Raw genomic sequence first — 26,657 nt, forward strand, 5'->3', positions numbered from 1 at the left:
GCGATGGCGGGCGGTTGACATTGGCGGAAGGATGGCCGACGAGCACGGCGAATGCCGCCGCACGGAGACAGGATTATATATGATCGACTCCGTGCCCAGGACCGCCGAGGTCGTGTGATGAACCGTTTCGTTGAAACCCTGCCCTTCAACCTGCGCCAGGGGGCCAAGGTGGCCCTGGCCGCCACGCTTTCCTACGTCTGCGCCACCTGGGCCGGGTTGCTCTATCCCTACATCGCCGTGGTCTCCACGGTCATCGTGGTCCAGGTCTACGTGGCCGACACCGTGCAGATGGCCGCCTTGCGCGTGGCGGGCACTGTCATCGGCTGCTTGGTGGGCGTCGCCGCCCTGGCCTTGGTGCCCGAGACTTTCGCTTGGTCGCTGGCCGGGCTTTTCGCCACGGTTTTCGTGTGCGCCTTCCTCATCAGCTACAGCGGTTATTTCCGTATGGCCGCGATCACCGTGGCCATCGTCTATCTCGCGGGTCTGGGGGAGGAGAACAGCTTCGCCTTCGCCCTGGAGCGCACCCTGGAGATCGTCATCGGCGTGCTTTGCGCCCTGATCGTGTCGCTGCTGGTTTTCCCCGACCGCGCCTCCAGGGCCTTGGGCGAGACGCTGCACGACTACCACGCCGAAGCGGCGCGGTTGTGCGATTTTCTCCTGGATTCCTTTCTCGACATGCAGCGCCGCGGCGAGTCCGCCGACATGGGCCGACTGGACAGGCTTTTCGCCCAGGCGCGCGAGTTCCTGGGCAAGGCGTTGCGTAGCGAATCCTGGCTCGTTGCGGCCGAGAAGCGGCAGACGTTGGCGGCGGTGGCGAGTGCCGAACGCATCCACGAGGGATTGCACGGCATGGCGCACGCCCTCTCGGTGCCGCACGGCCAGGGGGTGCGCTTTCTCATCGAACCCGAGCTGCGTGCCCTGGGCGAGGCCGCGGCCGAGGCGCTGAAGGTGCGCGGCCTAGCGGCCCGCAAGGCTTGCGAGGTCGCTTCGCAGATGGGAAAAGCCGGGGCGGGTAGCGGAATGAGATTCGGATGGTCCGACATATCGCCGCACGCTTCGTCCCACGCAGCGTCATCTGAAACCGGAGCAAAGACGTCTCGTGAGCCGTGGCGAGCGACCCTGTTCGCGGCCCTGGAGCGCTGTGACGCGCGGCTGGCAGAATTGCGCGCGCAGGGCATCACCCGGCGGCTGTCGCTCGAAAAGCTGAGCCAGTTCTACGCCTTCTACGGCGCGCTGCACGCCCTGGCCGACTTCCTGGCCCGCGAGGATCTGGTCAGCGGCGGCGCTTGAAGCTCATGGCCTTCTCGGCCAGCGTCTTCAGTCGCTCATCCGCGCGGCGCATGAGCGAGCCGTGCGGAAAGCCGCGCTTGCCGCGCCTGCCCGCCGGAATTCCGGTCAAAAGTTCCAGCGCCTCCTCGATGCTTTGCACCGGCCAGATGGAGAAGCTGCCGTTCTTCACGGCCCGCACGACCTCGGGCTTGAGCATCAAGGTGTCCACGTTGTCGGCCGGGATGAGCACGCCCTGCCCCTTGCTCAAGCCCCTGCGGCGGCAGACCTCGAAGAATCCCTCGATTTTTCTGGTCACGTCGCCCACGGCCATGATGTGGCCCGACTGGTTGACCGCGCCGGTGAATGCCTTGGCCAGGTCGATGGGCGCTTCGGCCAGGGCCGAGAGGAGCGCCGCCAACTCCGCGCCGGAGGCCGAATCTCCCTCCACGTGCGCGTATGACTGCTCGAAGTACAGCGAGCCGGACAAAATGAGCGGCTTGTCGTGCGCGAAACGGTCCAGGAGGTAGGACTTGAGGATCATCATGGCCTTGGTGTGGATGGGGCCGCCAAGCTCGGCCTCGCGCTCCAGGTCGATGATGCCGCCCTCGCCCACGCCCACGGTGCAGGCGATCTGGTGAGGCAGGCCAAAGGCGTAGTCGCCGTAGTAGGAGACGGCCAGGCCGTTGACCCGGCCGATGGCCGCGCCCGAGGTGGGGGCCTTGATGACGCCCTTGTCGTATTCCTGCAAAAATTCCTCTTCATAAAGGTTGGCGCGGAAATCGCGGGCCGCCTCGGCGCGGCGCAGCGTCTCGCCGGACACGGTCTCCTCGCTCGCCATCATGGCCAGGGCAGAGGCCTCGATCATCAGGTCGCGCACCTGCGGGTAGCGAAGCGAAATCTTTTTCTGGTGTTCGGCCAGACGCGAGCCGAAATCCACGAGCCCGGCCAGGGCCTCGCGTGAAAAGGGCAAGAGTTCCGCGTCGCGTGCGATCTCGCCCACCTCGCGCAGGAATCCCTTGATGCAGGCGGCCGAGCGGGGAACGGTGTCCTGCAGGTGGGCCTTGATCTTGAAGAGTTTGCGGAAGCGGGGATCGTGGGTCAAGAGGGCCTCGTGCACCTCGTCAGTGCCGATGAGGATGACCTTTAGGGACAGGGGGATGGGCTCGGGCTCCACAGTGCGCGTGCGCGGCTGGTCGTGCTCGGAGGGGTCCTCCACGCGGATCTGGCCGGTGCGAAGCGCTCGCAAAAGCCCTTCCCAGGCGGAGGGGTAGGCCAGCACGTCCTCGGCCTGGAGCACGAGGTAACCGTGGTTGGCCTTGTGCAGGCTGCCCGCCTTGATCAGGGTGAAGTTGGTGGAGAGCGCGCCGAGTTCTGATTCGCGCTCGATCAGGCCGAGCAGGTTGAAGTAGGTGGGGTGGTCCTCGATGACCACGGGCGCGCCGCCCTTGGTCGCAAAGGCCGAGTTGTCCACGAAAAGGTTGACTTGAAGCCGCGCGGCCAGATCGTCGCCGCTACGCTCGTGGCGGGGATCGATGCGGCCCTCGGGGCGCTCGTCCTCTTCGCGCGGCAGCACCTGGTCGAGATTGTCGAGCACGTGCCCGGCCGCCTCGTCGAGCCAGCGGGCCAGGGGCTCATGGGTCGCGTAGGTCTTGGCCAGCGGCCCCAGGTGTTCGTCCAGGGCCGCGCGGACCAGGGATTTTTCCAGGTCCGTCTCGTCCTCGCGCAGATCCTTTTCCTCAGCCTGAATGCGGCGGAGCATCTTCATGAGCACGGAAAGCAGGGCGTCGCGCGCGGTGCGCAGGGCGTTTTGCACGCGGGGCTCCAGGCGCTCGAATTCGGCCTGGCCCACGAGTTTGCCTTCCCACAGCGGCATCAGGGTCATGCCGCCGGTGTCGTCGAAGGCCAGGGTAAAGCCCTGTTCTTCGGCCAGCCGTTCCATGTCGCGGTAGATGGCCTCTCGTCGCGTGGTGAAGCCGGAGACGATGGCCTCGCGCTGTTTGTGGAAGGAGTCCTGTTCGAGCCGGGCCGGAATGTCGCCCAGAAGCGCGGTTACGGCCTTGTTCATGTCGGCCTTGAAGCGGCGACCAAGTCCTGCGGGCAGCGACACGGCCAATGGTCTGTCGGGGTCGTCGAAGTTGTTCAGGTAGAGCCAATCGGGCGGGGCGGGAAGCTTTGCGGCTCGGGGTCCCAACAGACGGCGTACGAAATAGGTCCGGCCGAGGTCCGGTTCGCCGGCGACGAAGATGTGGTGGCCGCCGCCGCGGATGGCCAAGCCGAGTTCAAAGGCCTGGGAGGCGCGGGGCTGGTTTCCCGGCGACTTGCCCGAAAGCGGGATGTCCGTGGAGTCGGTGTGGGAAATCCTGGCCGGATCGATGCGCGCCGCGAGCCGGGCGACGGGCAGGGGTTTGGGAAGTGGCATGGGAACCTCGCTTGCGAAATCGTGATCCGCAAGGTAAGTGCTTTGCCGCCGAATGTCACGGTCTGCCGCAGCCGGCGAGGCGGCGGCAGGAATTTGAGACGTCCGTCACAAAGTCTCTCCGATGATGGCCCATGAAGGTCCCGGGGCGATTTTTTGGGTGTCCGGCGATTGACTTGGTATGGGGGCCGTGGTAGGGCGTCTTCCTACTTGTGAATTCGAGAACGAATCACGTGTGGACCGTGAGCACGATGTCGTCGAGGCGGCGACGCGGTCCGGTCCGGGGAGGGGGTTGCTCCCGGAAATCCCCAAGGGGAGGCCGGTTGTGACCAAGAAGGATTCAGGAGCCTGGGGTATTCTCGCCAATGCGGCCACCATGGGCATTCACTTGGTGAGCTGCACCTTCGTGGGGCTGGCGATTGGATATTTCCTGGAAGATTGGCTGTGCGACCTCGGCTGGTGCTACAAACCCTGGATCATGCTGTTCTGGCTCGTGGCCGGAATCGCGGCGGGGTTCAAGAACATGTACGAGGAAGCGCGCAAGTTGCAAAAGGCGGAGAAGGGGCGGCCCGATGCTGACGGGAGTTAGTCGTCGAATCGAATCCGCGCTGTACAGGCGGGGGTTTCGGCACCAGGAGGTGCGTCGTCTCGTGACGATGCAGATCACCCTGGCCGCCGGGCTTTCGCTGCTTCTCGCCGCCACGGGCATGTGGGGTCTGGCCTTCGCGGCCGGGGCCCTGATCGTGACCGTGAACTTCTATCACCTGGCCCGGTTCGCCCAGATCGCCGTCCATGAGCGGTACGGCGCGGTGGGGGCGCAACTTATGCGCTTCTACCTTCGCCTGGGGCTGACCGGCGTCGCGCTTTACGGTTTGATCGTCTGGCTTCAGGTTCCCCTGTCCGGCCTGCTGGCCGGTTTGACCACGGTGGTCGCAACCGCGCTTGCTTTCGGCGCGACCCGGCTCGCCGGGCAAAAAGTGAAGGAGGCGTAAGGCATGGCCGTCGCTGCTGGAGGACTTCCGCATCCGCTTCTCATCATCCCCGAACTGGCGCACGCCGTCGGTCTGCATGTGCCCGCCCACGTGCTCTTCACGTGGTTCATCATGCTGGTCATCATCCTCATGAGCTTGGCCGCCACGCGCAAGATCGCCATGGTGCCCTCGGGGCTGCAGAACTTCTTCGAGACCATCATTGGCGGTCTCGAAAATTTCGTCGTCGCCAACATCGGCGAGAAGGGCCGCCAGGTTTTCCCCATTCTGGGCGCGCTCTTCATCTATATCTGGTTCATGAACATTTCGGGCCTGATTCCCGGCTTCGACGCGCCCACCGCGAACATCAACACGAACGCGGCCATGGCCATCTTCGTGTTCCTCTACTACAACTACTGGGGTTTCAAGGAACACGGCCTGGGTTACGTGAAGCACTTCATGGGGCCCATAGCCTTCCTCGCTCCGCTCATGATCATCCTCGAAATCATTTCGCACTGCGCCCGGCCGCTGTCGCTGACGCTGCGTCTGTTCGGCAACATCCGCGGCGAGGAAATCACGCTCGTCATCCTGTTCACGCTGGCTCCTGTGGTCTCGACCATCCCGATGTACTTCCTCTTCGGGCTCGCCAAGACCATCCAGGCCTTCATCTTCTTCATCTTGACGATGATCTACCTGAAGGGCTCGCTGGAGCACGCGCACTAGATTTGGGGAAATGGTCCTAGACCAACACACAATAACGTTTCAAGGAGAGTATCCATGCGCAAGATGCTGATCGTCCTGTCCGCTGCCCTGGCCATGGTGGCCTTCGCTTCCACGGCGTTCGCCGCCGAAGGCGCCGCCACCGTCATCGCCGCCACCTCCTGGGCCGCCGCCCTTGGCATGGCTCTGGCCGCCGCCGGTTGCGGCATCGCCCAGGGCATGGGCCTGAAGGCCGCCTGCGAAGGCACCGCCCGCAACCCCGAGGCCGGCGGCAAGCTGACCGTTACCCTGATTCTGGGCCTGGCCTTCATCGAGTCCCTGGCCATTTACGCCCTGGTCGTCAACCTGATCCTCATCTTCGCCAACCCCTGGGTCGGCGGCGTCACCCTGGGCGGCTAAAAAATCGCGCTCAGCCGGGGGGAGGCCCTTGCGGGCCTCCCCTTTTTGTGCTTAATATGTTCTCAATTTCACAAAGAGCGCGAAGACAGTGAGCAATCTTAAGAGCGAACACATCCCCAGAGCCACAATCCAGAGGCTTGCCATCTACGTGCAGGTTCTGGAGAGTCTTCGCAACGACAACGTCGAAGTCATCTCCTCCGAGCACCTGGCTCGCATCTGCGATGTCAATCCGTCTCAAATACGCAAGGATCTCGCGTACTTCGGCGAGTTCGGCGTGCGCGGGGTGGGCTATTACGTCCAGGACCTGAACAGTTCCATCAAGAAGGCGCTGGGCGTGGACCGCACCTGGAACTGCGCTCTGGTAGGCGTGGGCAACCTGGGTCGCGCCATTTTGCGGCACAAAGTTTTCAAACAACGCGGCTTCCACATCGCCGGAGCCTTCGACTGCGACCCCTTCAAGATCGGCGAGGTCGTCTCCGGGCTCGAAGTCATCTGCTCACGGCGCCTTCCCGAGAAGGTCAAAGAGCTGAATATCGAGATCGGCGTGATCACCACGCCGCCCGAGCGCGCCCAGCGTGCTGCCAATTATCTCGTGGACGCGAACATCAAGGGCATCATCACCTTCGCGCCCACCCGCATCAACGTGCCCGACCACATCACCGTCGAGTACGTGGACTTTTTCCACCACTTCTTCAACGTGGCTTTCAACATCACCCTCAAGGACCGCGAAGACTGATCCGCGTCTCCTGAAGCGGCCTTTTTTCTGGCCGCATCGTATCCTACTTTGTTTCCGGGGAGATTTGCATTCTTGCGACCTTGGACGGCTAGTTACGTCGCGTTGGTCGGTGCATGCGCCCGCGACCGTGTGAACATCGCACAGGATTCGAGGTTATTGCGGCATCGCGGCAAACGGGATTTGGGAACGTCCCTAGACAGCCCGGCGCGTGGCGGCGCATCCGTCGCAGCACGTGGAGCCCTTGCGCGACGTGAATTCCCTGCACTGGGGGCAGCGGTACATCCGGTGGCCGCATGTCAGACAGGCCCAGAAATCGTGCGACGTGAAGGTATGGAAGCAGGAATGGAAGCGGTGCGGGGCGTTGTTGCCGCACTCGGGGCAGCGCATGGTCTTCAGCACGGACATGACAGGCCTCGGCGTATCGCGATTCGCTGCATCCTATAAATCCACCCGACCCCGCTGTAAAGTTGCGGGGATGTCTAGCCAGAAGATTTCATGCTCCCGTAACGCGCCGACGCCGTTTGGCCGCTTCCTGCCGTCCGCCAGCGCACGGGTGGGTGGGGCGGCGTCTCAGTAGAGGAACGCGCCAAGCAGACTGCGGTCCTGGAATTCCTGGGGCGTTTCCCGTCTGAGCAGGGCCACCAGGGCGTCGGTGTCTTGCGGCGCGGGGCCGGGTAGATCCGAGGCGATGGAACCTATGACGAAGTCGCGGTGGGCGTCGGTGGTGTAGATGGGCGTGAGCCCGAAGCGCGTGGCCGCTGACTGGTAGAGCCGGGCGTTGTCGGGAAGGCAGCGGCCCTCGCGCCATTCCCAGCCGGTCTTGAGGATGTTCACGGACAAGACTTCGATGCCGTCGGCCCACTCGAACAAGGGCTTTGCACGAGGTTCCAGGTGGTTCACGTAGCGAAAAGCGTGGGCCACGAAGCAAAACGCCCGCTCGCGCACCGGGGCGAGCGCCGCGCGCAAGGCGGAAAACGGGCTGAAGGGCGGCAAGGTCAGGCGCACGGCGTCGGTGATGACGATCATGTCGTGGCCTTCGGCCAAGGTGAGCTCCACGCCCGTGTAGAGTCCAAGGCCGGGAAAGTCCTGGCGCAGGCATTCGAGCTCGCATTCCTCCCACTGATGATGGTGCTCGGTGAAGACGAGCCCGGAGAGGCCGCGCGCAAGGGCTAGGCGGCAAGCCTGGGCCGGATCGATGTCCGAGCAGGCGGAGTGGCGTGCGGTGTGGACGTGGCAGTCGATACGCATGGTTCGCGGCTATCTCCTTGCGGCCTTGCTGTCAACGAAGCCCGGCCAGGACGCGCCAGACCCCGAACAGGAAAAGGGCGACGGACAGCGGCACGGCATGGGGCAGGCCGAGCAGAGGGACGAGAAAGGCCGCAAGCACGGCGAGCGCGCCGATCGCGACGGGTCGCAGGCGAAGGAAGACCTCGTTGGCCAGCCGTTCCACGGTTTCGTCGGCCAGCCTGACGCGAAGTTGCGATTCGGAAAGGTCCGTGAGCACCTGTTTGGCGCGCCGAAGCGTCAGCGGCAGGGAGCGCGCCTCGCCGATAAGCGTCGGGAAGAGTCCGGCTTCGGCCCCGAGCGCCCGCTTCAGGTTGTCCTTCAGGACCGGGAGCACGTCCTTGATGCCGTTGAAATTGTCGATGTAGATGGTGCCCAGGCCTTCCACTAGCGACGAGGCGCGCATGACGTAGACAACGTCCTGCGGCAACTTGAAGGGCAGGCTGCGCATGGAGGCGAGCACCTCGAAGGCTAGGTTCTGCATGGTCCTGGCCGTGAGCGCCTCGTTGCCGAAGATGGCGAACATGCGCTCGGCGAATTCGCGCACCTCCTCCTCCGGCGCGTCGGCCGTGACCACGCCGAGCCGCTTGCAGGCGGCCGTGTAGAGGTCGAAGTCGCGGTCGTTGGCGGCCTTGACGACTTCGATCATGGCCACGCGCGTCTCGGCCCGCAGCCGCTTGACCATGCCGTAGTCGAGCAGCACGATGTCGCCGTCCGCGCGTACCAGGATGTTGCCGGGATGCGGATCGGCGTTGAACAGCCCTTTGACGAGCATCTGTTCGGTGTAAAAGGCGATCAGCCGTTCCATGACCGGCCTGAAATCCAGGCCGCTGTCCGCCAGGGCCGCCCGGTCGTCTATGCGGAAGCCCTCCTCGAAGCTCATGACCAGCGCGTGGCGGTTGCTCAGCGCCGGATAGGGCGCGGGCAGGCGTACGCCCTCCATGCGAAATGTCTCGCGGAAGGCGCGCAGGTTGGCCAACTCCACGGACATGTCGCACTCGCGCCGGATCATGGCCGCGAATTCGCGCAGCACCGCCTCCAGCGAGTTGCGTGTGGCGCGGGAGAAAAGCGGCGTGAAGAGCGAGAGCGCCACGTTGAGGATCCGCAGGTCGGCCGCGACCAATTCCTCGATGCGAAACCGCCTGAGCTTCACGGCCACCACCGCACCGTCGTCGAGCACGGCGCGATGCACCTGCCCGATGGAGGCCGAGGCCAGGGGCGCGTCGTCGAAGGCGGCAAAGGAGCGGCCCTCGGGAAAGGCCAGGGCCATGGCGGCCGCGAAGTCGGCGGGCGGCATGGGCGCGACCTCGTCGTGGATGGTGCGCAGCGCGGCCACGTAATCCGGCCCGAAAAAGTCCTGACGCGTGGCCAGCACCTGGGCCAACTTGATGAAGCTCACGCCGAGTTCGAGCACGCAGCGTCCAAGCTCGTCCGGCGCGAGCGGCGAGAAGCCCAGAAAGCTCTCGCGCCGCTTGACGAGCAGGAACACCGTGAGCAGGAAGCGCAGGGCCTTCCAGAGGCGAAGCGGCCCGAACGCGCGAAGCATCAGGACTTCTTCTTGAGCAGGGCCTTCAACTCGGCGATGTCCTTCTTTGTGGCCAGGCCCATTTCGGCCACTGCCTCGTGCACCTTGTCGCGGATCATCTTCTCCATGGATTCGCGCTCGCTGGCGCCCTTGGCCTTGACCTCGTCGAGAAACTTCTCCATCTCCTCGCGGCTGATCTGGCCCTGCTTCTCCAATTCCTTGAACACGCCCTCCAGGCGCTCCTTGGCCATGGTCGCGGCCCCAAGGCCCAGATAGAGCAAGTCGGTCGGCTTCATCATCGTAATGCTCCTTGTTGTGTCGGCGAGACGTAAAGAAGGGATGTCTCGCAACATGCCGTGTAGCACGGAGGCACGACCGCGCCAAGACCGGGGCGGATTTTCTCGGGCACGCCGGGCTAGGCGACCTCGAAACGGCCGCTGGCCTTTGGTCGGGGGAGTGTGCTAGGGGGCTGTTTCGCTCAAAGCTCCTGGCTCGGGTAAAAAAAACTCAACCCCGGCGCGACGCGCCCAAAGCGGCCATGACTCCAAAAAAAGCCAGCGCGCGTTGCGTTCCCCTCTCCGGGGAGGCCACGGCCATCGCTCTGCTCTTGCTCGGCGCGGTCTGCATCAGCTTCTCGCCAGTCTTCGTCAAGATCGCCCAGGTCAGCCCCTCCACCTCCGCCTTTTACCGCATGGCCTTCGGCGGGCTCGGACTCGTGGCGGCAGCTCTTCTGCACAAGGGTTTCGGGCGGGGGGTTGATGGAAAAACCCAAGGTCCGGCGCAGGAGAGCGGCGTTGCGGGATTGGCCGCCTGGTTCGGGCTGGCAGCGCTGCCGCTCGCAGCCGGGTGCGCCCTGGCCTTCGCCCTGGACCTGGCCTTCTGGCATGCCGCCATCCACATCGTGGGACCGGGGCTGGCCACCATCCTGGCCAACAGCCAGGTGGTGCTTCTGGCGGCCTACGGGGTGCTAGTGCTCGGCGAGTGCGGCGTGGCGCGCCTTGTCGTCTCGTTGTTGTTCGCGGCCGTCGGCATCGGCCTGCTTTTCGGGCCGGATTGGGCCGCCGCGCCCGAGGCATCGCTGACCGGGCTGCTCTACGGCCTGTCCGCGGCCGTGTGTTACGCGGTCTTTCTGGTGGGGCTTCGCCGTTTGCAGACGGATCGGGATTTCGGATCCAAGCTGCGCAACATGGCCGCGCTTTCGCTCATTACGGCGTTCATGCTCGCTCCGCTGGCGCATCTGGACGGCTCGGGATTCGCCATCCCCGACGGCGTGAGCCTGGCGGCGCTTTTGGCCTACGGGTTGCTCGGTCAGGGTGTGGGCTGGATGCTCATCGCGGCCAACCTGCCGCGCGTGGCGCTCTCCACGGCAGGGCTGGCGATACTTCTACAGCCCACGTTGGCCTTCGTCTGGGACGTGCTGTTCTTCGGCCGCAGGGCCGAGATGATGGATATGCTCGGGGTCGCGCTCGCTGTTACGGCGATCTTTCTGGGCGCGACCAGGAATACCCGCGCCAAGTCATGAAAACACCAGGGCCGCGCCACCTTCTCATTGTGACGCGGCCCTACCGCCTGGACTCGCGGGCGATACGCCCGCCGACGATGTTTGGTTCCATGGCCCCTCTCGCTTGAGGCGGATTGTCCGCCCGTGCCTTTGGTCGTTCCGACCTGGCCTTTTAAAAGACGCACTTTTGGGCCGGAACCGCCCCGCAACCTGTGCGGGTGCCGTATGGGGTGTAGGCATTTATTTGATCCAACCCTCCGTTGCGCGTTTTCGAATGCTCCCTTAACCTTACTATAGACATAAGATCACATCAGCGATCGTCAAGGGGCAGGAAAGAGATCGCGGGTAGGTTGCCGAGGTTGCGCGCCTTGAATTCGTGACGCAAAGCGGTATTCTGTGCGTGGCCGTACCCGGCCTGGCAAATTCATCCACACGAGGACACCGCACGCATGATCGGAACACTTCGCCGCCTCGCAAAGCTTTTCGACGCCGACAGCAGCAAGAGCGTCATCCTGGCCCTGGACCACGGCGCTCGCGAGGGCATGCTCCCGGGGCTCTCGCGCATGCCGCTCATCGTGGACGGCTTGACCACCCGCCGCGTGCAGGGCGTGGTCCTGAACAAGGGCTTCGCCCGCGTGCACACCATGGAGATTCCGCTTGAGATGACCATGCTCGTGCAGCTTTCCGGCGGCACCAAGCATGGCGAGCCGTCCTATTCCACGGCCGTGGTCTGCACGCCCTCCGAAGCCTGCCGCCTGGGCGCGGACGCCGTGGGCCTGCACCTGAACATCGGCAACGAATACGAGGACCGCATGCTCGCGGACCTGGGGCAGATCACGGACGAGGCGCATCAACTCGGCCTGCCGGCCTTGGCCACGATCTTGCCGCGCGGCCGCAACGTGGTCAACGAACTGGACCCGAGCCTCATTGCGCATTGTATCCGCGTGGGCGCGGAGCTTGGCGCGGATCTCGTATGCACTCCCTATTCTGGTCACGCCGCCTCCTTCGGCGAGGCAGTGGACGCCTCGCCTGCGCCGGTGCTCGTGGCGGGAGGCCCGGCCCAGCCCGATTTCGAGTCCTTCCTGGCGATGCTTGGCGAGGCCATGGCTACGGGCGCGGCCGGGGTTTGCATCGGCCGCAACATCTTCGAGCACGGCGAGCCGCTGGCCCGGCTCGATGCCGTCATCGAGGTCGTGCACAAAGTATAGCAGGCCGCGACAAAAGCTCCGGCCGCCGCGTTGCCGCGAACGCGCCGGGCCCTCGCTATTCTTTGACACGCGTTGGGTTCGGCGCGCTCTTGCGTCTTTTGCCTGGCGCGGGGGTCAACCTGTGGAGCATGCGGTCTGGCAGGATGGGGCAACTAAACGGCCCCGAGAAAAGCAGAACCGGCCGGAAGCTTTCTTGTCCTGTGCTTCCGGCCGGTGTTCCGGTTTCTTTGGATACGTTGCCTGACGACTTTGTACCCTGACTCCTAAGATAGAAAATAAGTCCGGATACTCCGACGTCAAGAGGCGCGCTCAATCTTCGTCGCGAACGGGTCCGGTCCCGGAGGCGGATTTGCGCAGCCGCAGCGGAGATCCAGCAAGGCCGCAGAATCCGGGCGCGTCCGGACCGGCCGAATCGTCGGCCGTGCGCCACATCATGCACATGGCGGCCTGGCAGAATTTCAGCTTGTCGTCGCGCGTGGTCAGAAGCGGACAGTAGACGAAGCGGGCCTCGTCGGGCGTGCGCAGCATGCGGTCTCCTCCTGGCTGGTTTCGCAAGATTTGGTGCCGCACACCTAGCACAGGCCGGGCCGCTTGGCCAATGTCGCGCTGCATACGCCCTTGCGGCCGACGTCCGCCTGGGGCATGAAGGCCGCATGGCCGCCGACGAAAAACACGATCCCTGGACCCGCCGCCGGGTCTTTCGCAGGCGCAGCAAGGACAACCGCGAAGGCGTGGCTCCTCGCGCGGGAGAGATGCTGTCCGACCTGTGGCAGCGGCTGGGTGGCTCGGATCGCGTCCGGTTGGTGGCGCTGTGGCGCGCCTGGAGCGAGGTGCTGGGGTCGCATCTGGCCGAGATGGCCAAGCCGCTTGGCAGCAGGGGGCGCACCCTGGTGCTCGGCGCGGACGAACCGCTGGTCATGCAGGAACTCGGTTTCCTGGCCCCGGAGATTTTGGCCCGGGTGAACGCTTTTTTGGGTCAGGAACATTTTGACAAAGTGGTCTTTGAGTTGATAGATGGCCGAATTCCGCTCGACGGCATAGGCGAGCGGGCGTCCGCGTCGGATCATCCCCGGCCGAAGGCGCCCCAGGCCCTGGGCGGGCTTGAGCATCTGCTCCGGTCCGATTCCGCCGTCGCCCGGAGTTATCAGGCGTATGTGCGCCGTTTTGTCGGCGAACGAGATACCGGAGGACACTCATGAGCGACGTTATCGAGGTCAAGTTCGAGGATCTGGGGCTGACCAAGCCGCTGGAGAAGATGACCCAGAAGGAACTGCGGGAAATGTGCATGGAGAAGCTCCCGCAGATCACCGGCGCGTCCGGCAAGAGCAAGGAAGAGCTGGTCGCCATCATCAAGGAGCTGTTTGGCATCGAGGACACCGAGCCCACGCCCGCCGAGCTGAACAAGGAGAACATCCTGAAACTCAAGGCCCAGATGCGCGATCTGAAGACCAAGCGTGCCGAGGCCACCAACCGCAAGGCCCGCGAGATCGAGCGCCGCAAGATCAGCAAGCTGAAGAAAAAGACGCGGCGTCTGGCGAAGATCGTCTAGCGCTTTTTCTTGACATTTTTCGAGCCGGTCATTAATGAACGGCTTCCCAAGTTGGGGGATCGTCTAGCGGCAGGACTGCGGGTTCTGGCCCCGCCAACCTAGGTTCGAATCCTAGTCCCCCAGCCAAGAGATAAACGGGGGTATTCCCCCACCATGCGTCCCCATCGTCTAGCCTGGCCCAGGACACCAGCCTTTCACGTTGGCGACGGGGGTTCAAATCCCCCTGGGGACGCCAAGAAAATCAAGGGACCGTGAGCGATCACGGTCCCTTTTTTCTTTAACGGAAGGCGAAACCTGGGTTGTGAGTTGCTTCTTAAGAGGCTGTTGAGAAACTCATTTCTTCATCGGCCTGTTAAACCGAAAGAATTTCTTTGTCGCCGCCGTTGTTGACTCCTGCGGCCAACTCCGGCTCGAAGAAGAGCGTCACGGTCGTGCCCTCGCCAACGATGCTCGACAGCTCCACGCGGCCGCCTGCCTCCTCCACGATTTTCTTGATCATGGCCAGCCCGAGCCCGTAGCCCTGCTCCTTAGTGGAATAGAAGGGGCTGAAGAGCTTGTCCATCTCCGAAGCCGGGATGCCCGGACCGTTGTCGCGCACGCGCACGAACGGAGCGCCGCCGTCAAAGCCTGTCTCCACCTCGATGACTCCGCCTCCGGGCATGGCCTCCACGGCGTTCTTGACCAGGTTGATCAGGCACTGCTTGATCAACTCCGGCTCGCCGCGCGCGTGCGGCATCCCCGGCGCTTCGCGCAGCCCCAGGGAATAGCCCTGGCCGCCGTAGCCGATGCGCATCAGCTCCACGGTCTCTCGCGCCGTGCGGTTGAGGTCCGCGCCGCCCATCTGCCGGGACTCGGGCTTGACGAAGGTCAGGATGCTTTTCAGCAGCACGTCCAGCCGTTTGGTCTCCTCGGCGATGATACGCACCTTGTCGCGTTCGTTTTCGTCCAGGTTCTTGGAGCGCAAGAGCGAGTTCACGAAGCCGCCGATGGCGAAAAGCGGGTTCCTGATCTCGTGGGCCAGGTAGGTGGACATCTCGCCGATCACGGCCAGTTTTTCGGTCTGGTGCAGGTTCTTCTCGCGTTGGGTGCGTTCCGTGATGTCGCGGCGCATGACCAGGATGTGGGTCAGGTCGCCGCGCTTGTTGAGCACGGGGTAGGAGTAGATGCGGAAATAGCGCAGCCTGCCCGCGTCGTCCACGCGCGAGACAAGAGCCTCGGCGTTGGCACGGGTGCGCAGCGTCACGTCGAAGGGGCAATCGGTCGCACAGGCTTCGCAGAAGGGCGCTCCCGCGTCCAGCACCTGCACGTCGTGGCAGGGCTTGCCGATCAGTTCCTCTTTGGTCCTGCCCGTCCGTTCGGCCACGACTTGGTTCAGGTCCACCACACAGCGGTTTTTGTCCAGGAGAAGAATGTCGTCGCGCACCTCGTCAATGATGACCTGCATCAACGCGCGCTGGTTCTTCAGAGTGAATTGCTGGTAGCGGGCGACCTGAAGCATGTTGTGCAGGCCGCACAGGAACACGGCCGCGGCGTGGTCGACGAGCGAGACCGCGGACGGCAGCCGGGTGCGAAGCAGGCGCACCATGGGCAGCGAGGCGGTCAGTTCGATGACCAGGTTGATCTCGGGATGCGCTTCGAGCAACTCCTCCACGGTGGCATGGATGGGAATGTTCATACCCCGGGCCGCTTCGAGCTTGGGCGATTCGGACATGCCGACCTTGGCCACGCCGCACAGCCGCATGCGCGGCAGATATTCCTGCGAAGCCTCGTCGCGCGCGATGTCGAGGATGGTGAGGAAGCCCGGGCCGGTGCCCACGATGCCCACGTGGAACTGGAACTCGCCCGAGTCGAGAACGCAAAAAGTGCCTTCGTGCTCTTTGTCGAGATTCATGCGCCTTCCTGCCCGTGGGTCCGCGTTATGGCGGGGGCTCCAAAAGCGCCACCCGCCGCGTTGCCGTCTGCATGCGTCTCTTCCCCCTACCCGTGCTCGCCCGGGATGGCAATTGCGGCGACGTCAGACCAGAGGCGCTTGGCCGTCGCCCTCGATCAGCGGGAAGACAAGCCGGAATGATGCGCCTCCCCTTGGAGAAGGACCCGCCTCTAACCGTCCGCCGATCTGGATAGCCAGGCGGGTGACGAGCTGCATGCCCAGAGTCTCGCATTTTTCCGGCTTGAATCCGAACGGCAGCCCCTTGCCGTTGTCTTCGAGCAGCAATACGCCCATGCCGTCCTCGGCCCGGATGGTCACGAAGAGGGCATGCTCGCCCGGTCCGGCAAAGGCGTGCTTGACCGCGTTGGTCACAAGCTCGTTCAGCACCAAACCGCAGGGAATGGCCGTTTGAAGGGGCAGGCGCAGTTCCTGCGTCGCATGCTCCACGCGCACGCGACCGTTCCCGATCCCCTGGAGCACGCGGGCCACGAGCTTGTGCGCGTACTCGCGCAGGTCCACACGGCTGAAGTCCTTGGACCGGTAGAGCTCCTCGTGCACCAGGGCCATGGTGGCGATGCGGTTCTGGCTCTCTTGGAAGGCGGTCTGGGCCTCTTCGTCCTTGAGAGAGAGCGTTTGCAGATACAGAAGGCTCGAAATGATCTGCAGGTTGTTCTTGACCCGATGGTGGATCTCCTTGAGCAGCACGTCCTTCTCCGTCAGCGAGGCGCGCAGGCGTTCTTCGGCCTCACGGCGCTCGGTGATGTCGGAGAGGATGCTCTCGATGTGTGCGATCGATCCGTCTTCATTGAGCACGGCCCTGGAGTGGACCTCGACCCACAGGTTTTGACCGTCCACGCGCCTGACCGGGACTTGCATGAAGGCCTCGCCCTTGGTGCTCAGGGCGCGCATGAGGCGCTGCCTGTCTGCCGGGTCGGCGTAGATCTGCGTCCCGATGTCGGTAAAGCGCGTCAGGGCGTCTTCGGGCGAGGGCAGGCCGAAGATACGCGCCGCCGCCGGATTGGCGGACAGGACGCGACCCTCGGGCGTGGTTTGCACGATACCTTCGGCCGCGTTCTCGAAGATGGAGCGGTAGTTTTCGCGCGAGAGCCTGAGCGCTTCCTCGCGCTCAGCCACGGTGCGGACCATGTCCTCGAAACGGCGCGCCATGAGCGCGAGTTCGCGGAATCCCTGCTGGGTCGCGATGGGCCGGGCATGGTCGCCGCGCGCCACGTCGTCGATGGCCTCGGTGAGATCGTTCACGGGCAAGACGATGTGTCGCCTGAGCTGGTCCACGGTCAAAAGGGCCAGGAAGGCCACGTAGCACAAGGCCACGATAAGGAAGAGGCCGGTCGGGCTGGCGATGGGCATGAGCACGCTTCGTGCTGAATTGAGGATCACCAGCCGCCAGCCTGGGCCGGAAATGGGAAGAACCGTACCGAACCACGCTTCCCCGCCGTGCCGGAAGAAAGCGAAGTGAGGCTGCGGCCCGCCGCTGGCTTCCGCCTCACGCAGGAGCGGCATGCCGCCGAGGTTGGCCTGGGTGCGCACGAGCAACGGATCGGGATGGGCGATGACGTTGCCGAAGGCGTCGCACAGGAAGACGACCTCGGCCGAGGCCGGGGAGAAGGTCTTGAGATGGTTCTGCAATGCCGAGAGGTTCAACTCGCCCACGACCACGTTGCCGCGCGACGCGGGATGCCGGAGATAGATGGTCAAAAGGCCCGTTTCGGCCGAGTACAGCGGCCTGGAGGCCACGTTGCGCGTGGCTGCGGCCGAGGGGAAGAATACCGGAAAGTCCAGGCCGGGCATGCCCGTGGGATGGGCTTCGAGCACTGTGTTGGCGGAGTCGAGCAGCAGGATGCGCTCGAAACGCATGTCCGCCTGCAGGCTCCTGACCGCCGAGGCCATGGCCATGGGCGAGGCGTCCATGTCGTGCAGCCGAGCCAGATAGCCCAGGGCCGACACCGAGGCGTCGAGGTATATCTGGACGTTTTCGGCCAGGGCGCCCGCGAGCACGGCGTTTTCCTGCTCCACGGCGTCCAGGCGCAGGCGCACCAGGAAGAAGCCCAGGGCCAGCACGGTCAGCACCAGCGGCACGACCATCCAGGGCAGAAGCCGTCTGCGGACGAGGTGGTCGAGGGTGGGGCTTTGGGACGCAGTCACGTGGCTACCGGATGGTATCGATGGTCACGAACGCGCGTTCGCGGATGGTCATGATGAAGGCCGCACGCTCAACGTCGCCATATTCGTCGAAGGTCATGGGACCTTGCAGGCTGTCGATGCGGCCGAGCGCGACCATGGCCTCGGGCAGTCCCGTGGCCGAGCCGCGTGTCCACTCCAGGGCCCTGGCCAGGGCCATGACGGCCTCGTAGGAGAAGCAGGCCGCGAAATTGGGAGGCCAGCCGAAGCGCATCTCGTAACGCCGTTTGAATTCCCGGAAAGCGGGCAAGGGGTTGCTCTCGTCGTATCCCACACTGAAGACGATGCCGTCCACGGAGCGCCCACCCGCTTGCAGGATCTCCTGGGTGTAGGCCCACATGGAGCCGTACAGGCGGACATTAAGACCCAGGAGGCGAATCTCGCGCGCCAGAAAGGCCGTGTCGCGCGCGGAGAGGGTGGCGATGACGGCCTCGGGGGAGGCTTTTGCGATGCGCTCGGCAATGGGTCTCCAGTCCACGACCTGCGAGGTGTGCAACCGGATGTCGTCCAGAACCTGGCCGCCCTGGCCGGTGAACGAGGCGAGAAAGGTCTCCGCGTAGGGAAGGGTGAAGGCGGCGTTGTCCAGATCCGTGACGGCCGCCAGGGTTTCCACGCCTTCGCGCGTGAATGCGTAGTGAGCCAGCGCGTCGGCCCAATGGGCGCTTTGCGGCACGACTCTGAAAAATGTGTCCTTCTTGCCGCCGAGCAGGGGAGTGGAGACCGTCGGGGAAACGAGCGTGACGTTCTGGGCCGAAGCCACGGGCACGAGGGCCATGGCCACGTTGCTGGTCATGGGGCCGACGACCGCCGCGACCCTGGCTGTGGCGAGGCTTGTGAACGCAGTGCGGGCCACGGTTTCGTCGCCGCCGTCGTCCAGAGGCATGAATTCGAGGGGGCGTCCGGCGATGCCGCCGCGTTCGTTCAGATCCTCGATGGCCAACAGCGCGCCGTTTCGGCCTTGCACGCCGAGATCGGAATACTTGCCCTCCAGGGGGCCGAGAAAGCCGATGACGATGGGGTCGCTGCCGCAGCCCGCCAAGCCGAGGCAGGCCAACCACAGGGCGAGGGCCGCGACGCGCCCAAGCAGTCGGTGCCGATCCGCGCGCATGCGGAAACCCTATACCAGCGTGGGGCGGCCTGACAATGCGCGCGGGCGCATTTTGTTCAGCGGAATTTTTTGCTATCCGGGAGATACGCGAGGAATCGGGAGGCGCAATGAGACCGTCGAGTTTGAAGAAAGCCCTGGCCCTGGCCGTGACCAATCGCTTTCCCGTCCTGGTGGTCGGCCCGCCCGGCGTGGGCAAGTCGGACATCGTCTCCCAGGTCGCCCAAGACCAAGGGTTCGACCTGATCCTGACGCATCCGGTCATCAGCGACCCCACGGACTACAAGGGCATGCCCTTCGTGGTCGATGGCCGGGCCGAATTCCTGCCCTTCGGCGATCTGCGTGGGCTGATCGAGGCCGCTCGGCCCACGATCTGCTTCATGGACGACCTGGGGCAGGCCCCGGCCGCGGTGCAGGCTGCGGCCATGCAACTTCTCCTCGCCCGGCGGGTAGGAGGCCACGCCGTGAGCGGGCACATGACCTTCGTCGCGGCCACCAACCGCCGTCAGGACCGGGCAGGCGTGCAGGGAGTGCTCGAACCGGTCAAGTCGCGCTTCGTCTCCATTCTGACCCTGGAGCCGGACGTGGACGATTGGTGCGCCTGGGCCGCGAGCAGGGGACTGCCGCACGAACTCACGGCCTTCGTGCGTTTCAAGCCGGAGTTTCTGACCGCCTTCGAGCCGAGCCCGGACATGGCCAACAGCCCAAGCCCGCGCACCGTGGCCCACGCGGGCGCGCTGCTCGCGGCCTCGCCGCCCGAGGACATCGTGTTCGACCTCTTGGCGGGCGCGGCGGGCCACGCCTTCGCCCACGAATTCCTGGCCTTCTCGCGCGTCTACGGGCTGATCCCGGATGCGGACGCGGTGCTGGCCGATCCCGCGGGCGCGGCCGTTCCCGGCGAAATATCGGCCCTGTACGCCCTGTGCCTGTCCCTGGCCGCGCGCGTGCGCCCCGAGACATTCGCGGCGCTTGCGGCCTACGCCGGGCGGCTGCCCGCCGAATTCTCCGTGCTCATGGTACGCGAGGCCGTGCAGCGCGCCCCGGCCCTGGCCGACTTGCCCGCCTTTTCCGACTGGGCCGCGGCCCACGCCGAGGTATTGGTGTGAACCGCGAGCCGGGATCGGCTGTCGAGCGCCTTGCCCGGGCGCGGGTGGAACTGCTCATGCGCGCGCCCTTCTTCGGCGTTCTGGCCCTGCGTCTGCGTCTGGCCGAGGACTCGGCTTGCGCGGGGCTTTGGACCGACGGAAAAACCCTGGCCGTCAACCCTGATCGGCTGAATCGGCTTTCGGACGACGAACTCGTGGGCGCGGTGGCGCACGAGGTGCTGCACCTGGCGCTGGCCCATCACCTGCGGCGAGGCGGGCGCGAGGCATCGCGCTGGAACGCGGCCACGGACTACGCGGTCAACCCGCTGGTGCAGGAGGCCGGGTTCAGGCTGCCCACGGGGCGGCTGTTCAACGCGTCTTACGCGCGCATGGCCGCCGAGGACATCTACGAGAGCCTGCCCGGCGCGGAGCCCGAGCAATCGCGGCAAGGCAGGGGGAAGCGGCCGGACGAGCCCGGCGACGACGTGCCCAAGGACACGGCGCACGATCAGGCCGCCGTTTTGGCGGATCAGGAGGCCGATCCCGGCGGCGTGGGCGAGGTGCGCGACTTTCCCGACCGCGACGAGGCCGCGCGCGAGGCCGAGCAACGGCTGTGGGGCCTGGCCCTGCGCGAGGCGATGCACGCCGCCGGGGGCTTGGCCCGCATGCCGGAGCGGCTGGCCAGGGTGATCGCGGCGCGTCTGCCCGGCGGCGGGAGGATCGACTGGCGGCAGGAATTGGCGCGATTTCTGGAAGAATCGGCGCGCACCGACTACCTGTGGACCATGCCCAACCGCCGCTACCTGCCCTCTGGCGTGGTTCTGCCGGGGCTTTCGGGGCGGCGCATGGGCCGTCTGACGGCCATGGTGGACACCAGCGGCTCCGTGGATAGGCAGGCTTTGAGCGCGCTCGTGGCCGAATGCCTGGAACTGCTCGGCGAGGCCGGGCAGGAGCACGGGCTTCGCGTGCTCTACGTGGACGCGGCCGTGGCCGGGAGCGAGGTGCTCTTCCCCGGTGACGTTCCGCATCCGACGGGCGGCGGCGGCACGAGCTACCGGCCGGGATTCGAGTGGCTGCGCGAGCGGGGCGAGGAGGATGGCGCGGTGGTCTATTTCACGGACGGCGAGTGCGCGGATTTTCCCCCGCCGCCGCCTTCGCCCGTGCTCTGGGTGCTGGCCGGGGACAATCCGCGCTTTGCGCACAGTCTTCCCTTCGGCCGGGCCGTGGCGCTCGGCGAGGACGTTATCGGGTGAACGGGTTTGTAAAAGCCTTGTTCCGAGGCCGTTCAAACAGCGCCAGATGCAAGGCGCAAAAAAAGTTCAAGGCCGACGCGTATAGTTGATACGCGAGGATTTGAACTTTTTGCGGCAACGCAGCAGATGGTGTTGTTTCAACATCCTGTTGGAAGGGGCACGGAGAAAAGACATGCGCATTGTTTGGGGCATCCGCAAGAAACAGGGCAACCACCGGCCCGTGTTCTGGTACGAGATCGAGTACACGCCCGAGGAGGCGGCGCTGAACCCGATCCCCGGCCGCGTGGAGACTGCCGTGCCCGTGCCTGTGGCCCTCTTCGCCAAAGACGGCCAGGACCGGGAGCCCGAGGGCGAAGCGCTTCGCCCCTCGCATCTTGACGGCCGCGACGACCTGCCGCTTCTGGAGCTTCACGGCGGCAGAGGGCGGCGCTTCGCGGTCTTGCCCTGGCGGCCGGACGGCAACGTCTTCGAGGAGGAGCTTGCCAAGGCCGTGGAATCCCTGCGCCAATCCATTGAGACGGCCCTGCTCGCGGCCGTGGATTCGGGCGAGGTCCGCATTGAGCGCGAGGCGCGCATGAGCGAAGACGCGGCCAGGAAGCTCGCGGGATATGTGGCGCGCTCCAAACTGCTCCGGCCCTGACAGTTGAAAAAACGCCATCTGCGGCGTTGCTGCGAAAGCGCCGACCTCTCGCGTATCAGAAATACACGTCGGGCCCGGCGCTTTCTTGTGCCTTGCATCTAGCGCAGTTTGAACTGTCGGCAGTGGGTTGAAAAAACGCGCGGTTCAGCGTGCGCGGCCTCGGCGGAGCGGGTTCATAAGCCCCCAGAAGAAGCCCGCGAACAAGCCCCAGGCCAGATTGCAGGCGATGACGAAGAGCGGCGTGCCGTAGCCCATTTCGAGCCCGAGGATTCCCTGGCCCTGCATGGGCAGGAAGAGGAACAGCATGGCTGCCGAGGGCAGCGCGGAGAGGACGAGGCCGCGGACCACCGGCCGTTCGGTCATGAACGGCGTGAGGAAGAGAAGGCCCCAAAGGCCGCCCCAGACCAGCCGGGGGTAGAGCCAGGCGGCCGTGAAGGCGGGCACGAGCGGATTGCCGAGCAGTTGCGCCAGACCCGAGGCGAACCCGGCCCAATTCATCAGGCTGTTGGCTAGGCCGCCGATGGTCCCGGCCAGATAGGCCAGGGCGATGCGCTGCAAGAGGGACATGTCGTGCCTCCGTGGGGCGTCCGGTTTCGGCGCGCCTCCCCCGGCGTGACGCACAGGATGGGGCGCGCGGACGGGAATTGATTCGAGACTACACCACATTGCGCGGCAATGCCATCCCCGTCGGGATGGGAACGACGGATCGCGCGGCTACCAGAAGAACAGTTCGCGCGACACGCGCCGCCGGGGAACGTCCAGGCGCTCCTCCAGGCAGCGCAGCACGCTCTCCTGAAATGCCTCCGGACCGCAGAGATGGAAGGATTCGCAGCCGTCGCACAGCGATGCGAGCCGGTCCGCGTCCACCCGGCCGGGCAGGTGCGTCACGCCCGGCGTCTGAGGGATTTCTGCCAGGGATTCCGGGGTCTCGCGGCTCAGGAAGTGGACCACGCGAAGCGGCAGCCGCGCGCACAGGTCGGCCAGTTCGTCGGCCGCGAAAACGTCGCGGCGGCGCTTGTTGGACCAGACGAAAAGCGTGGGCACGGCCCGCCCCGTGACGGCGAAGGTGCGAAGAACGCTCAGAAACGGTGTCGCGCCCACCCCGCCTGCGATGAAGACCAGCCGCTCCTGCTCCAGCACGTCGGAGCAGAAGACCCCGTAGGGTCCCTCGCACAGCACCTGTGTGCCCGGCATCACGCGCACGAATTCCTCGGTGAAGTCGCCCGCGACCTTGACGGTCAGCGCGAGACGATTCGGCTCCGTCGCGGCCGCGCCCGAAAGGGTGAAGGGGTGCGGCTCGTCCAGGTGCGGCACGCGCGGCAGGCGCACGACCGCGAACTGCCCCGGCCTGCGGGCCGCGAAGTGCGGGCAGCCGCCGTCGTGGCGCAGGAACAGGGTCGTGGTGTCGCGCGTCTCCGCGCGCACGGCCTCCACGCTCCACACGCGCTCGGGGTCGCGCCTGAGGACGTAGCGCAGGCGGCGCAGGGCATCCGCCAACACGAGCCCCAGGAGCAACGCCCACTGCCAAAAGAAGGGTGCGGTGGGCAGGTCGTCGCCGTGCAGCATGCCGTGCGCGAAGCCGAGCAGCGCGGCCGCGTAGAGCAGCAGGTGCGGCCGCTTCCACGCCTTGTAGCGCAGGATCTGGCGACGGTTGCCGAGAAGCGCCAGGGTTGCGGCCGCGATCATCAGGAAGAGCGCCACCCTGCCCATGACCACGTCCCACTCGGCCAGTTCCAGGGAGTAGAGCAGCGAGAGGTCGTAGGTCCGGCCGCGTTGCATGGAGATGGACCAGGAGCGAAAGCCCGTGTGGCCGCAGAAGAAGAGCACCGTGAGGATGCCCAGGGTGCGGTGCCAGAGCATGAGCTTGTCCAGGCCGAAGACGCCCTCGATCCAAGGATTGCGCGAGCCCATGAGCATGGTCGCGGTGAGCAGCACCAGGCCGTTGAAAGCGAAGAAGTTGCCCAGGTCGCCTGTGGCGTCGATGAGGGTCGGCGAGGCTAGGCGGTCCAGCCGGGTGAAGACGAAGGCCAGATTGGCGACCGCGAGCATGCCGCAAAAGGCAAGCAGCCAGATTCGCGCCAGAACGCGCCTGCGCGCCGGGGTCGGATGTTCGATGCGCTCCATCAGGTGGCATGTAGCAGGAAAAGGCCTGACGTGCACGGGTTTCATGAACGTGTCGGGGAACTTGCGGCGAAAACGGTTGACCTCATCCGTCTTGCCGATAAAAGGGAAGCGTCGCCGTCACGTGACGCGCGGCCCGAGTCGGCAGCCTGCACCGGAGGAAAGCGATGTTCTTGCGCCAGGGAGCTATACACGTCACGCCGGGCGGCGAGCCCCGGTACGTCAAGGAGGACAAGGAGTTCGTGCGCACCGTGACCCTGGCCCGCGCGGCCGAGGCCGTGTCACACGGCGCGATTTACGCGGGCGGGTTCATCCGGCTGCACTCGGGCACCTACCGCACGGCCGCCGAGCAGGCCATGGTCGGCGTGCCCGGTCTGTCCTCGACGGTCGGCAAGCCAGCGCCTTACGTCTTTCGGGGTCTTCGCGGCCAGCCGGACAACCCCGTGCGCATCATGGGCGAGGGCGGCAAGCAGACCCGGCTGGTGGGGCCGGGAATGACGGTGCGCGACGCCTGGGGCACGAACCCCACGGACGAGGATTTCGCCTTTTTCCGCTTCGAGGACTGCGAGTGGATCGAGATTTCGGGCTTCGACGTCTCGGAATCCTGGCCCTGCTTCATCTACCTCAAGAACTGCCGCTACGTGACCATCCGCGACATCACGGCGCGCGGCTCCAACTACCTGATCTTCGCGCGTGGCGAGGACTGCCGCCACATCCTGGTGGAGAAGGTCCGCTGGCGGCAGGACCCATCGAGCAGCATCTGGCGCAACGTGCCCTGGTTCGACGTCAAGTACGGGGCTTACAAGCACTACAACGGAGGTCTCGTGGGCGCGCGCGACATCGCGGGCGGCGTGGTGGTGCGCGGCTGCATCGTGCGCGACGTCTTCAACGCCGTGCGCCTGAAGGGCAAGAAGCCCGGCACGAACCAGAACGTGGAGGTCGCGGACAACATCTTCGAACGGGTGCGCGACAACGTGGTGGAGCCGGAGAACAGGGGCCGCAACTGGTGGGTGCACGGCAACGTCATCCGCGGCGCGCACGCTTGGTTCAGCCTGGACGGCGTGGAGGGCGGCCACTGGTTCTTCTTCGACAACAAGGGCTTCGGCCTCGATCGCCCCGGCGAGCCGGGCGACCCCAACTCCGGGGGCAGGGTCTTCAAGTTCTCGGGCCTTTCGGAAGAAGAGCGCGCGAAGATGGAGCCGTTCCACGTCTTCAACAACTCCTGGCGCATCCGGGGTAGCTACATCAAGAGCGGCGACGTGGTGCACATGCGCCATCTGGGCAACGCCATCGACAACCGCCCGGTCGAGCCGGGCGAGGAGCCTCGGCCGCTCACGGACGATGATTTCCCGCTGCCCGGCATCTGGCCCGACACCGTGGTCTTCGACTGCGACCTGTGCGCCTCGCCGCTCGACGTGCGTCTGCGCGAGGCCGGGCAGGAGCGGCAGGGCAGTTTCGGTCGCGGCCCGCTGTTCGTGAAGCCCGAAAAGGACGACTTCAGGCTCAGGCCGGACGTGAAATGGGACCACGCCCCGGTGATCAGCCTCAAGGCGGGCCTGGACTGGCCCGCGCCCGAGGACTGGGAGCAGCGGGACGTGCCGCCGGGCGTTTACGGCCAGGGCGTGCACGGCCCGGCCTATGCGCACCTGCCCTGGCCCGGCGAGGACAAGACGCCCGTGGAGCACCCGCGCCCGACCCAGGTGCTGCGGCCGGACGTGAAAAATCCCCTGTTCCGTCTGGCCTTTTCCGTGGCCCTCGAAGGTCACGGCTGCGGCGTGGGGCTTCGCGACGGCGAGCGCCGCGTGGTCTGTCCCGCGCGCATCGAGGGTCGTTTACTGCGTTTCGAGCCGCCCAAGGGGTGGGAGGACGCAGCGGCCAGGGCCGTGATCGAACTGCCGCGCGACCTTGCGGGGCAAAATGGCCTGGCCGTGACGCTGTGGGCCTGCCCGGACCCGAGGGTGGCCTTCATGGGTAAGGCGCCCGAACCGCGCGAGGAATAGGGGCAGGGCGCTGAAAAGGCGTCATCTGCGGCGTTGCTTCGAGCCGGTCAAGGCCGACGCGTATTTGAAATACGCGTCGGCCTTGACCGACTCTCGCGCCTTGCATCTGCCGTCTTTTGAGTGCCCTGCTGCGTGGAAGTTGTCGTCGAGGCGCTGAAAAGGCGTCGTCTGGGGCGTTGCGGCGAAAGCGCCGGACCCTCATGTATGCGAAATACACGTCGGCCCCGGCGCTTTTACGCAGCCTTGCCGGATCAGGACTGGATGGCGATCTTCCTGGCCTTGGCCTCCTCGGCCAGGGGCATCTCAATGGTCAGTACGCCGTCCTTGTAGGACGCCTTGACCTCGTCCTCCTTGACCGGACGGGGCAGGGACACCGAGCGGCTGAAGGAGCCGTAGCTGCGCTCGATGCGGTGGTAGTTGTCCTTCTTCTCCTCGTCCTCGAATTTCTTCTCGCCCCGGATGGTCAGCACGCCCCGCTCCAGCGTGACCTCGATCTCCTTGGGATCCACGCCGGGCAGCTCGGCCGTGACCGTGACCCGCTTGTCGTCCTCGGCCACGTTCACCGCCGGATAGCCCATGCCCCTGAAGGCGGGAAAATCGTCGAAGGCCTTCAGTGGCTCCTTCCAGAATTCCTCCATGAGATCGGCGATGCTCGTGGGGCGGCTGGTTTCCAAAGAACGACGACGCAACTCGGGAAGCCAATTCTTGAACATGGCAAACCTCCTGAAAACGTCTGAAATGTAGGCCTG

The 26,657-nt window shown here is 65.4% G+C and carries 26 protein-coding genes and 2 tRNA genes; 16 read left to right on the forward strand and 12 right to left on the reverse strand.

What is annotated here, in order from left to right; genetic code table 11:
- Positions 1 to 117: 117 nt before the first annotated feature.
- Positions 118 to 1,290: an FUSC family protein gene (locus tag DSAT_RS01800; protein ID WP_020885869.1), complete on the forward strand. Its 1,173-nt coding sequence runs from the start codon at positions 118 to 120 to the stop codon at positions 1,288 to 1,290.
- Here the strand turns inward: DSAT_RS01800 and DSAT_RS01805 are convergent.
- Positions 1,274 to 3,688, reverse strand: coding sequence for a Lon protease family protein (locus tag DSAT_RS01805; protein ID WP_020885870.1), 2,415 nt, complete (start codon positions 3,686 to 3,688; stop codon positions 1,274 to 1,276). The two genes, DSAT_RS01800 and DSAT_RS01805, sit on opposite strands and share 17 nt — an antisense overlap.
- A 322-nt stretch (positions 3,689 to 4,010) precedes the next feature.
- Here DSAT_RS01805 and DSAT_RS15720 point away from each other — a divergent pair, with 322 nt between their 5' ends.
- The 5 genes from DSAT_RS15720 to DSAT_RS01830 all read left to right on the forward strand — a co-directional run bounded on the left by DSAT_RS15720 (position 4,011) and on the right by DSAT_RS01830 (position 6,508).
- Positions 4,011 to 4,274 (forward strand): AtpZ/AtpI family protein, encoded by a 264-nt coding sequence (locus DSAT_RS15720; protein WP_020885871.1) that lies wholly within the window; start codon positions 4,011 to 4,013, stop codon positions 4,272 to 4,274.
- 67 nt (positions 4,275 to 4,341) lie between these two features.
- The gene (locus DSAT_RS01815) at positions 4,342 to 4,677 is read left to right on the forward strand and encodes an ATP synthase subunit I (RefSeq protein ID WP_052167306.1); all 336 of its coding nucleotides are present in this window, start codon (positions 4,342 to 4,344) and stop codon (positions 4,675 to 4,677) included.
- 3 nt (positions 4,678 to 4,680) lie between these two features.
- Positions 4,681 to 5,376, forward strand: coding sequence for a F0F1 ATP synthase subunit A (gene atpB / locus DSAT_RS01820; protein ID WP_020885873.1), 696 nt, complete (start codon positions 4,681 to 4,683; stop codon positions 5,374 to 5,376).
- Between the two features lie 54 nt (positions 5,377 to 5,430).
- Positions 5,431 to 5,772 (forward strand): ATP synthase F0 subunit C, encoded by a 342-nt coding sequence (gene atpE, locus DSAT_RS01825; RefSeq protein WP_020885874.1) that lies wholly within the window; start codon positions 5,431 to 5,433, stop codon positions 5,770 to 5,772.
- Between the two features lie 88 nt (positions 5,773 to 5,860).
- On the forward strand, positions 5,861 to 6,508 hold the full coding sequence (locus DSAT_RS01830; RefSeq protein ID WP_020885875.1) for a redox-sensing transcriptional repressor Rex: 648 nt from the start codon (positions 5,861 to 5,863) through the stop codon (positions 6,506 to 6,508).
- Between the two features lie 192 nt (positions 6,509 to 6,700).
- Here the strand turns inward: DSAT_RS01830 and DSAT_RS01835 are convergent, their stop codons facing one another.
- The 4 genes from DSAT_RS01835 to DSAT_RS01850 all read right to left on the reverse strand — a co-directional run bounded on the left by DSAT_RS01835 (position 6,701) and on the right by DSAT_RS01850 (position 9,616).
- A complete protein-coding gene (locus DSAT_RS01835; RefSeq protein WP_020885876.1) occupies positions 6,701 to 6,913 on the reverse strand; it encodes a hypothetical protein in 213 nt (70 codons plus the stop codon).
- 165 nt (positions 6,914 to 7,078) lie between these two features.
- Complete coding sequence (locus DSAT_RS01840) at positions 7,079 to 7,756, reverse strand: PHP domain-containing protein (RefSeq protein ID WP_020885877.1); 678 nt, start codon at positions 7,754 to 7,756, stop codon at positions 7,079 to 7,081.
- Between the two features lie 31 nt (positions 7,757 to 7,787).
- Positions 7,788 to 9,338: an ABC1 kinase family protein gene (locus DSAT_RS01845; protein WP_020885878.1), complete on the reverse strand. Its 1,551-nt coding sequence runs from the start codon at positions 9,336 to 9,338 to the stop codon at positions 7,788 to 7,790.
- Positions 9,338 to 9,616 carry a phasin family protein gene (locus tag DSAT_RS01850; protein ID WP_020885879.1) on the reverse strand — a complete coding sequence of 93 codons (279 nt, stop codon included), beginning with the start codon at positions 9,614 to 9,616 and terminating at the stop codon, positions 9,338 to 9,340. The genes DSAT_RS01845 and DSAT_RS01850 overlap by 1 nt, the downstream gene beginning before the upstream one ends.
- 239 nt (positions 9,617 to 9,855) lie before the next feature.
- Between DSAT_RS01850 and DSAT_RS01855 the strand changes: the two genes are divergently transcribed.
- Complete coding sequence (locus DSAT_RS01855; RefSeq protein ID WP_020885880.1) at positions 9,856 to 10,839, forward strand: DMT family transporter; 984 nt, start codon at positions 9,856 to 9,858, stop codon at positions 10,837 to 10,839.
- A gap of 428 nt (positions 10,840 to 11,267) precedes the next feature.
- Complete coding sequence (locus tag DSAT_RS01860; protein WP_020885881.1) at positions 11,268 to 12,026, forward strand: class I fructose-bisphosphate aldolase; 759 nt, start codon at positions 11,268 to 11,270, stop codon at positions 12,024 to 12,026.
- Between the two features lie 309 nt (positions 12,027 to 12,335).
- Here the strand turns inward: DSAT_RS01860 and DSAT_RS01865 are convergent, their stop codons facing one another.
- Entirely contained in the window at positions 12,336 to 12,554 is a 219-nt protein-coding gene (locus DSAT_RS01865) for a hypothetical protein (RefSeq protein WP_020885882.1), read from the reverse strand.
- Positions 12,555 to 12,679: 125 nt separating this feature from the next.
- Between DSAT_RS01865 and DSAT_RS01870 the strand changes: the two genes are divergently transcribed.
- The 4 genes from DSAT_RS01870 (at position 12,680) to DSAT_RS01885 (ending at position 13,810) form a co-directional block, all read left to right on the forward strand.
- Complete coding sequence (locus DSAT_RS01870) at positions 12,680 to 13,225, forward strand: DciA family protein (protein WP_020885883.1); 546 nt, start codon at positions 12,680 to 12,682, stop codon at positions 13,223 to 13,225.
- Positions 13,222 to 13,575, forward strand: coding sequence for a hypothetical protein (locus DSAT_RS01875; protein ID WP_020885884.1), 354 nt, complete (start codon positions 13,222 to 13,224; stop codon positions 13,573 to 13,575). The genes DSAT_RS01870 and DSAT_RS01875 overlap by 4 nt, the downstream gene beginning before the upstream one ends.
- 52 nt (positions 13,576 to 13,627) lie before the next feature.
- Positions 13,628 to 13,701: transfer RNA gene (locus tag DSAT_RS01880), tRNA-Gln, on the forward strand.
- Between the two features lie 31 nt (positions 13,702 to 13,732).
- Positions 13,733 to 13,810, forward strand: a tRNA-Glu gene (locus tag DSAT_RS01885).
- Positions 13,811 to 13,927: 117 nt separating this feature from the next.
- Here DSAT_RS01885 and DSAT_RS01890 read toward each other — a convergent pair.
- The 3 genes from DSAT_RS01890 to DSAT_RS01900 form a co-directional block, all read right to left on the reverse strand.
- Complete coding sequence (locus DSAT_RS01890) at positions 13,928 to 15,466, reverse strand: two-component system sensor histidine kinase NtrB (RefSeq protein ID WP_020885885.1); 1,539 nt, start codon at positions 15,464 to 15,466, stop codon at positions 13,928 to 13,930.
- 123 nt (positions 15,467 to 15,589) lie between these two features.
- A complete protein-coding gene (locus DSAT_RS01895; protein WP_040370566.1) occupies positions 15,590 to 17,668 on the reverse strand; it encodes a sensor histidine kinase in 2,079 nt (692 codons plus the stop codon).
- A 4-nt stretch (positions 17,669 to 17,672) separates the two neighbouring features.
- The gene (locus DSAT_RS01900; protein ID WP_020885887.1) at positions 17,673 to 18,812 is read right to left on the reverse strand and encodes an ABC transporter substrate-binding protein; all 1,140 of its coding nucleotides are present in this window, start codon (positions 18,810 to 18,812) and stop codon (positions 17,673 to 17,675) included.
- Positions 18,813 to 18,919: 107 nt separating this feature from the next.
- On the opposite strand from DSAT_RS01900, the gene DSAT_RS01905 reads away from it, so the two are divergent.
- From DSAT_RS01905 to DSAT_RS01915, 3 genes are all read left to right on the forward strand, one after another.
- Positions 18,920 to 19,915 (forward strand): ATP-binding protein, encoded by a 996-nt coding sequence (locus DSAT_RS01905; RefSeq protein WP_020885888.1) that lies wholly within the window; start codon positions 18,920 to 18,922, stop codon positions 19,913 to 19,915.
- A complete protein-coding gene (locus DSAT_RS01910; protein ID WP_020885889.1) occupies positions 19,912 to 21,147 on the forward strand; it encodes a vWA domain-containing protein in 1,236 nt (411 codons plus the stop codon). Before DSAT_RS01905 ends, DSAT_RS01910 begins: the two co-directional genes overlap by 4 nt.
- 172 nt (positions 21,148 to 21,319) lie before the next feature.
- Positions 21,320 to 21,787 (forward strand): hypothetical protein, encoded by a 468-nt coding sequence (locus tag DSAT_RS01915; RefSeq protein ID WP_020885890.1) that lies wholly within the window; start codon positions 21,320 to 21,322, stop codon positions 21,785 to 21,787.
- A 144-nt stretch (positions 21,788 to 21,931) separates the two neighbouring features.
- Here the strand turns inward: DSAT_RS01915 and DSAT_RS01920 are convergent, their stop codons facing one another.
- Positions 21,932 to 22,354 (reverse strand): hypothetical protein, encoded by a 423-nt coding sequence (locus tag DSAT_RS01920; RefSeq protein ID WP_020885891.1) that lies wholly within the window; start codon positions 22,352 to 22,354, stop codon positions 21,932 to 21,934.
- Between the two features lie 147 nt (positions 22,355 to 22,501).
- On the reverse strand, positions 22,502 to 23,956 hold the full coding sequence (locus DSAT_RS14715; RefSeq protein ID WP_084712749.1) for a ferric reductase-like transmembrane domain-containing protein: 1,455 nt from the start codon (positions 23,954 to 23,956) through the stop codon (positions 22,502 to 22,504).
- A 119-nt stretch (positions 23,957 to 24,075) separates the two neighbouring features.
- Between DSAT_RS14715 and DSAT_RS01930 the strand changes: the two genes are divergently transcribed.
- Complete coding sequence (locus tag DSAT_RS01930) at positions 24,076 to 25,908, forward strand: hypothetical protein (RefSeq protein WP_020885893.1); 1,833 nt, start codon at positions 24,076 to 24,078, stop codon at positions 25,906 to 25,908.
- Positions 25,909 to 26,159: 251 nt separating this feature from the next.
- On the opposite strand, the gene DSAT_RS01935 is transcribed toward DSAT_RS01930, so the two are convergent.
- Entirely contained in the window at positions 26,160 to 26,621 is a 462-nt protein-coding gene (locus DSAT_RS01935; RefSeq protein ID WP_020885894.1) for an Hsp20/alpha crystallin family protein, read from the reverse strand.
- Between the last annotated feature and the right edge of the window lie 36 nt (positions 26,622 to 26,657).

The organism is Alkalidesulfovibrio alkalitolerans DSM 16529, assembly GCF_000422245.1.
GTDB lineage: Bacteria > Desulfobacterota > Desulfovibrionia > Desulfovibrionales > Desulfovibrionaceae > Alkalidesulfovibrio > Alkalidesulfovibrio alkalitolerans.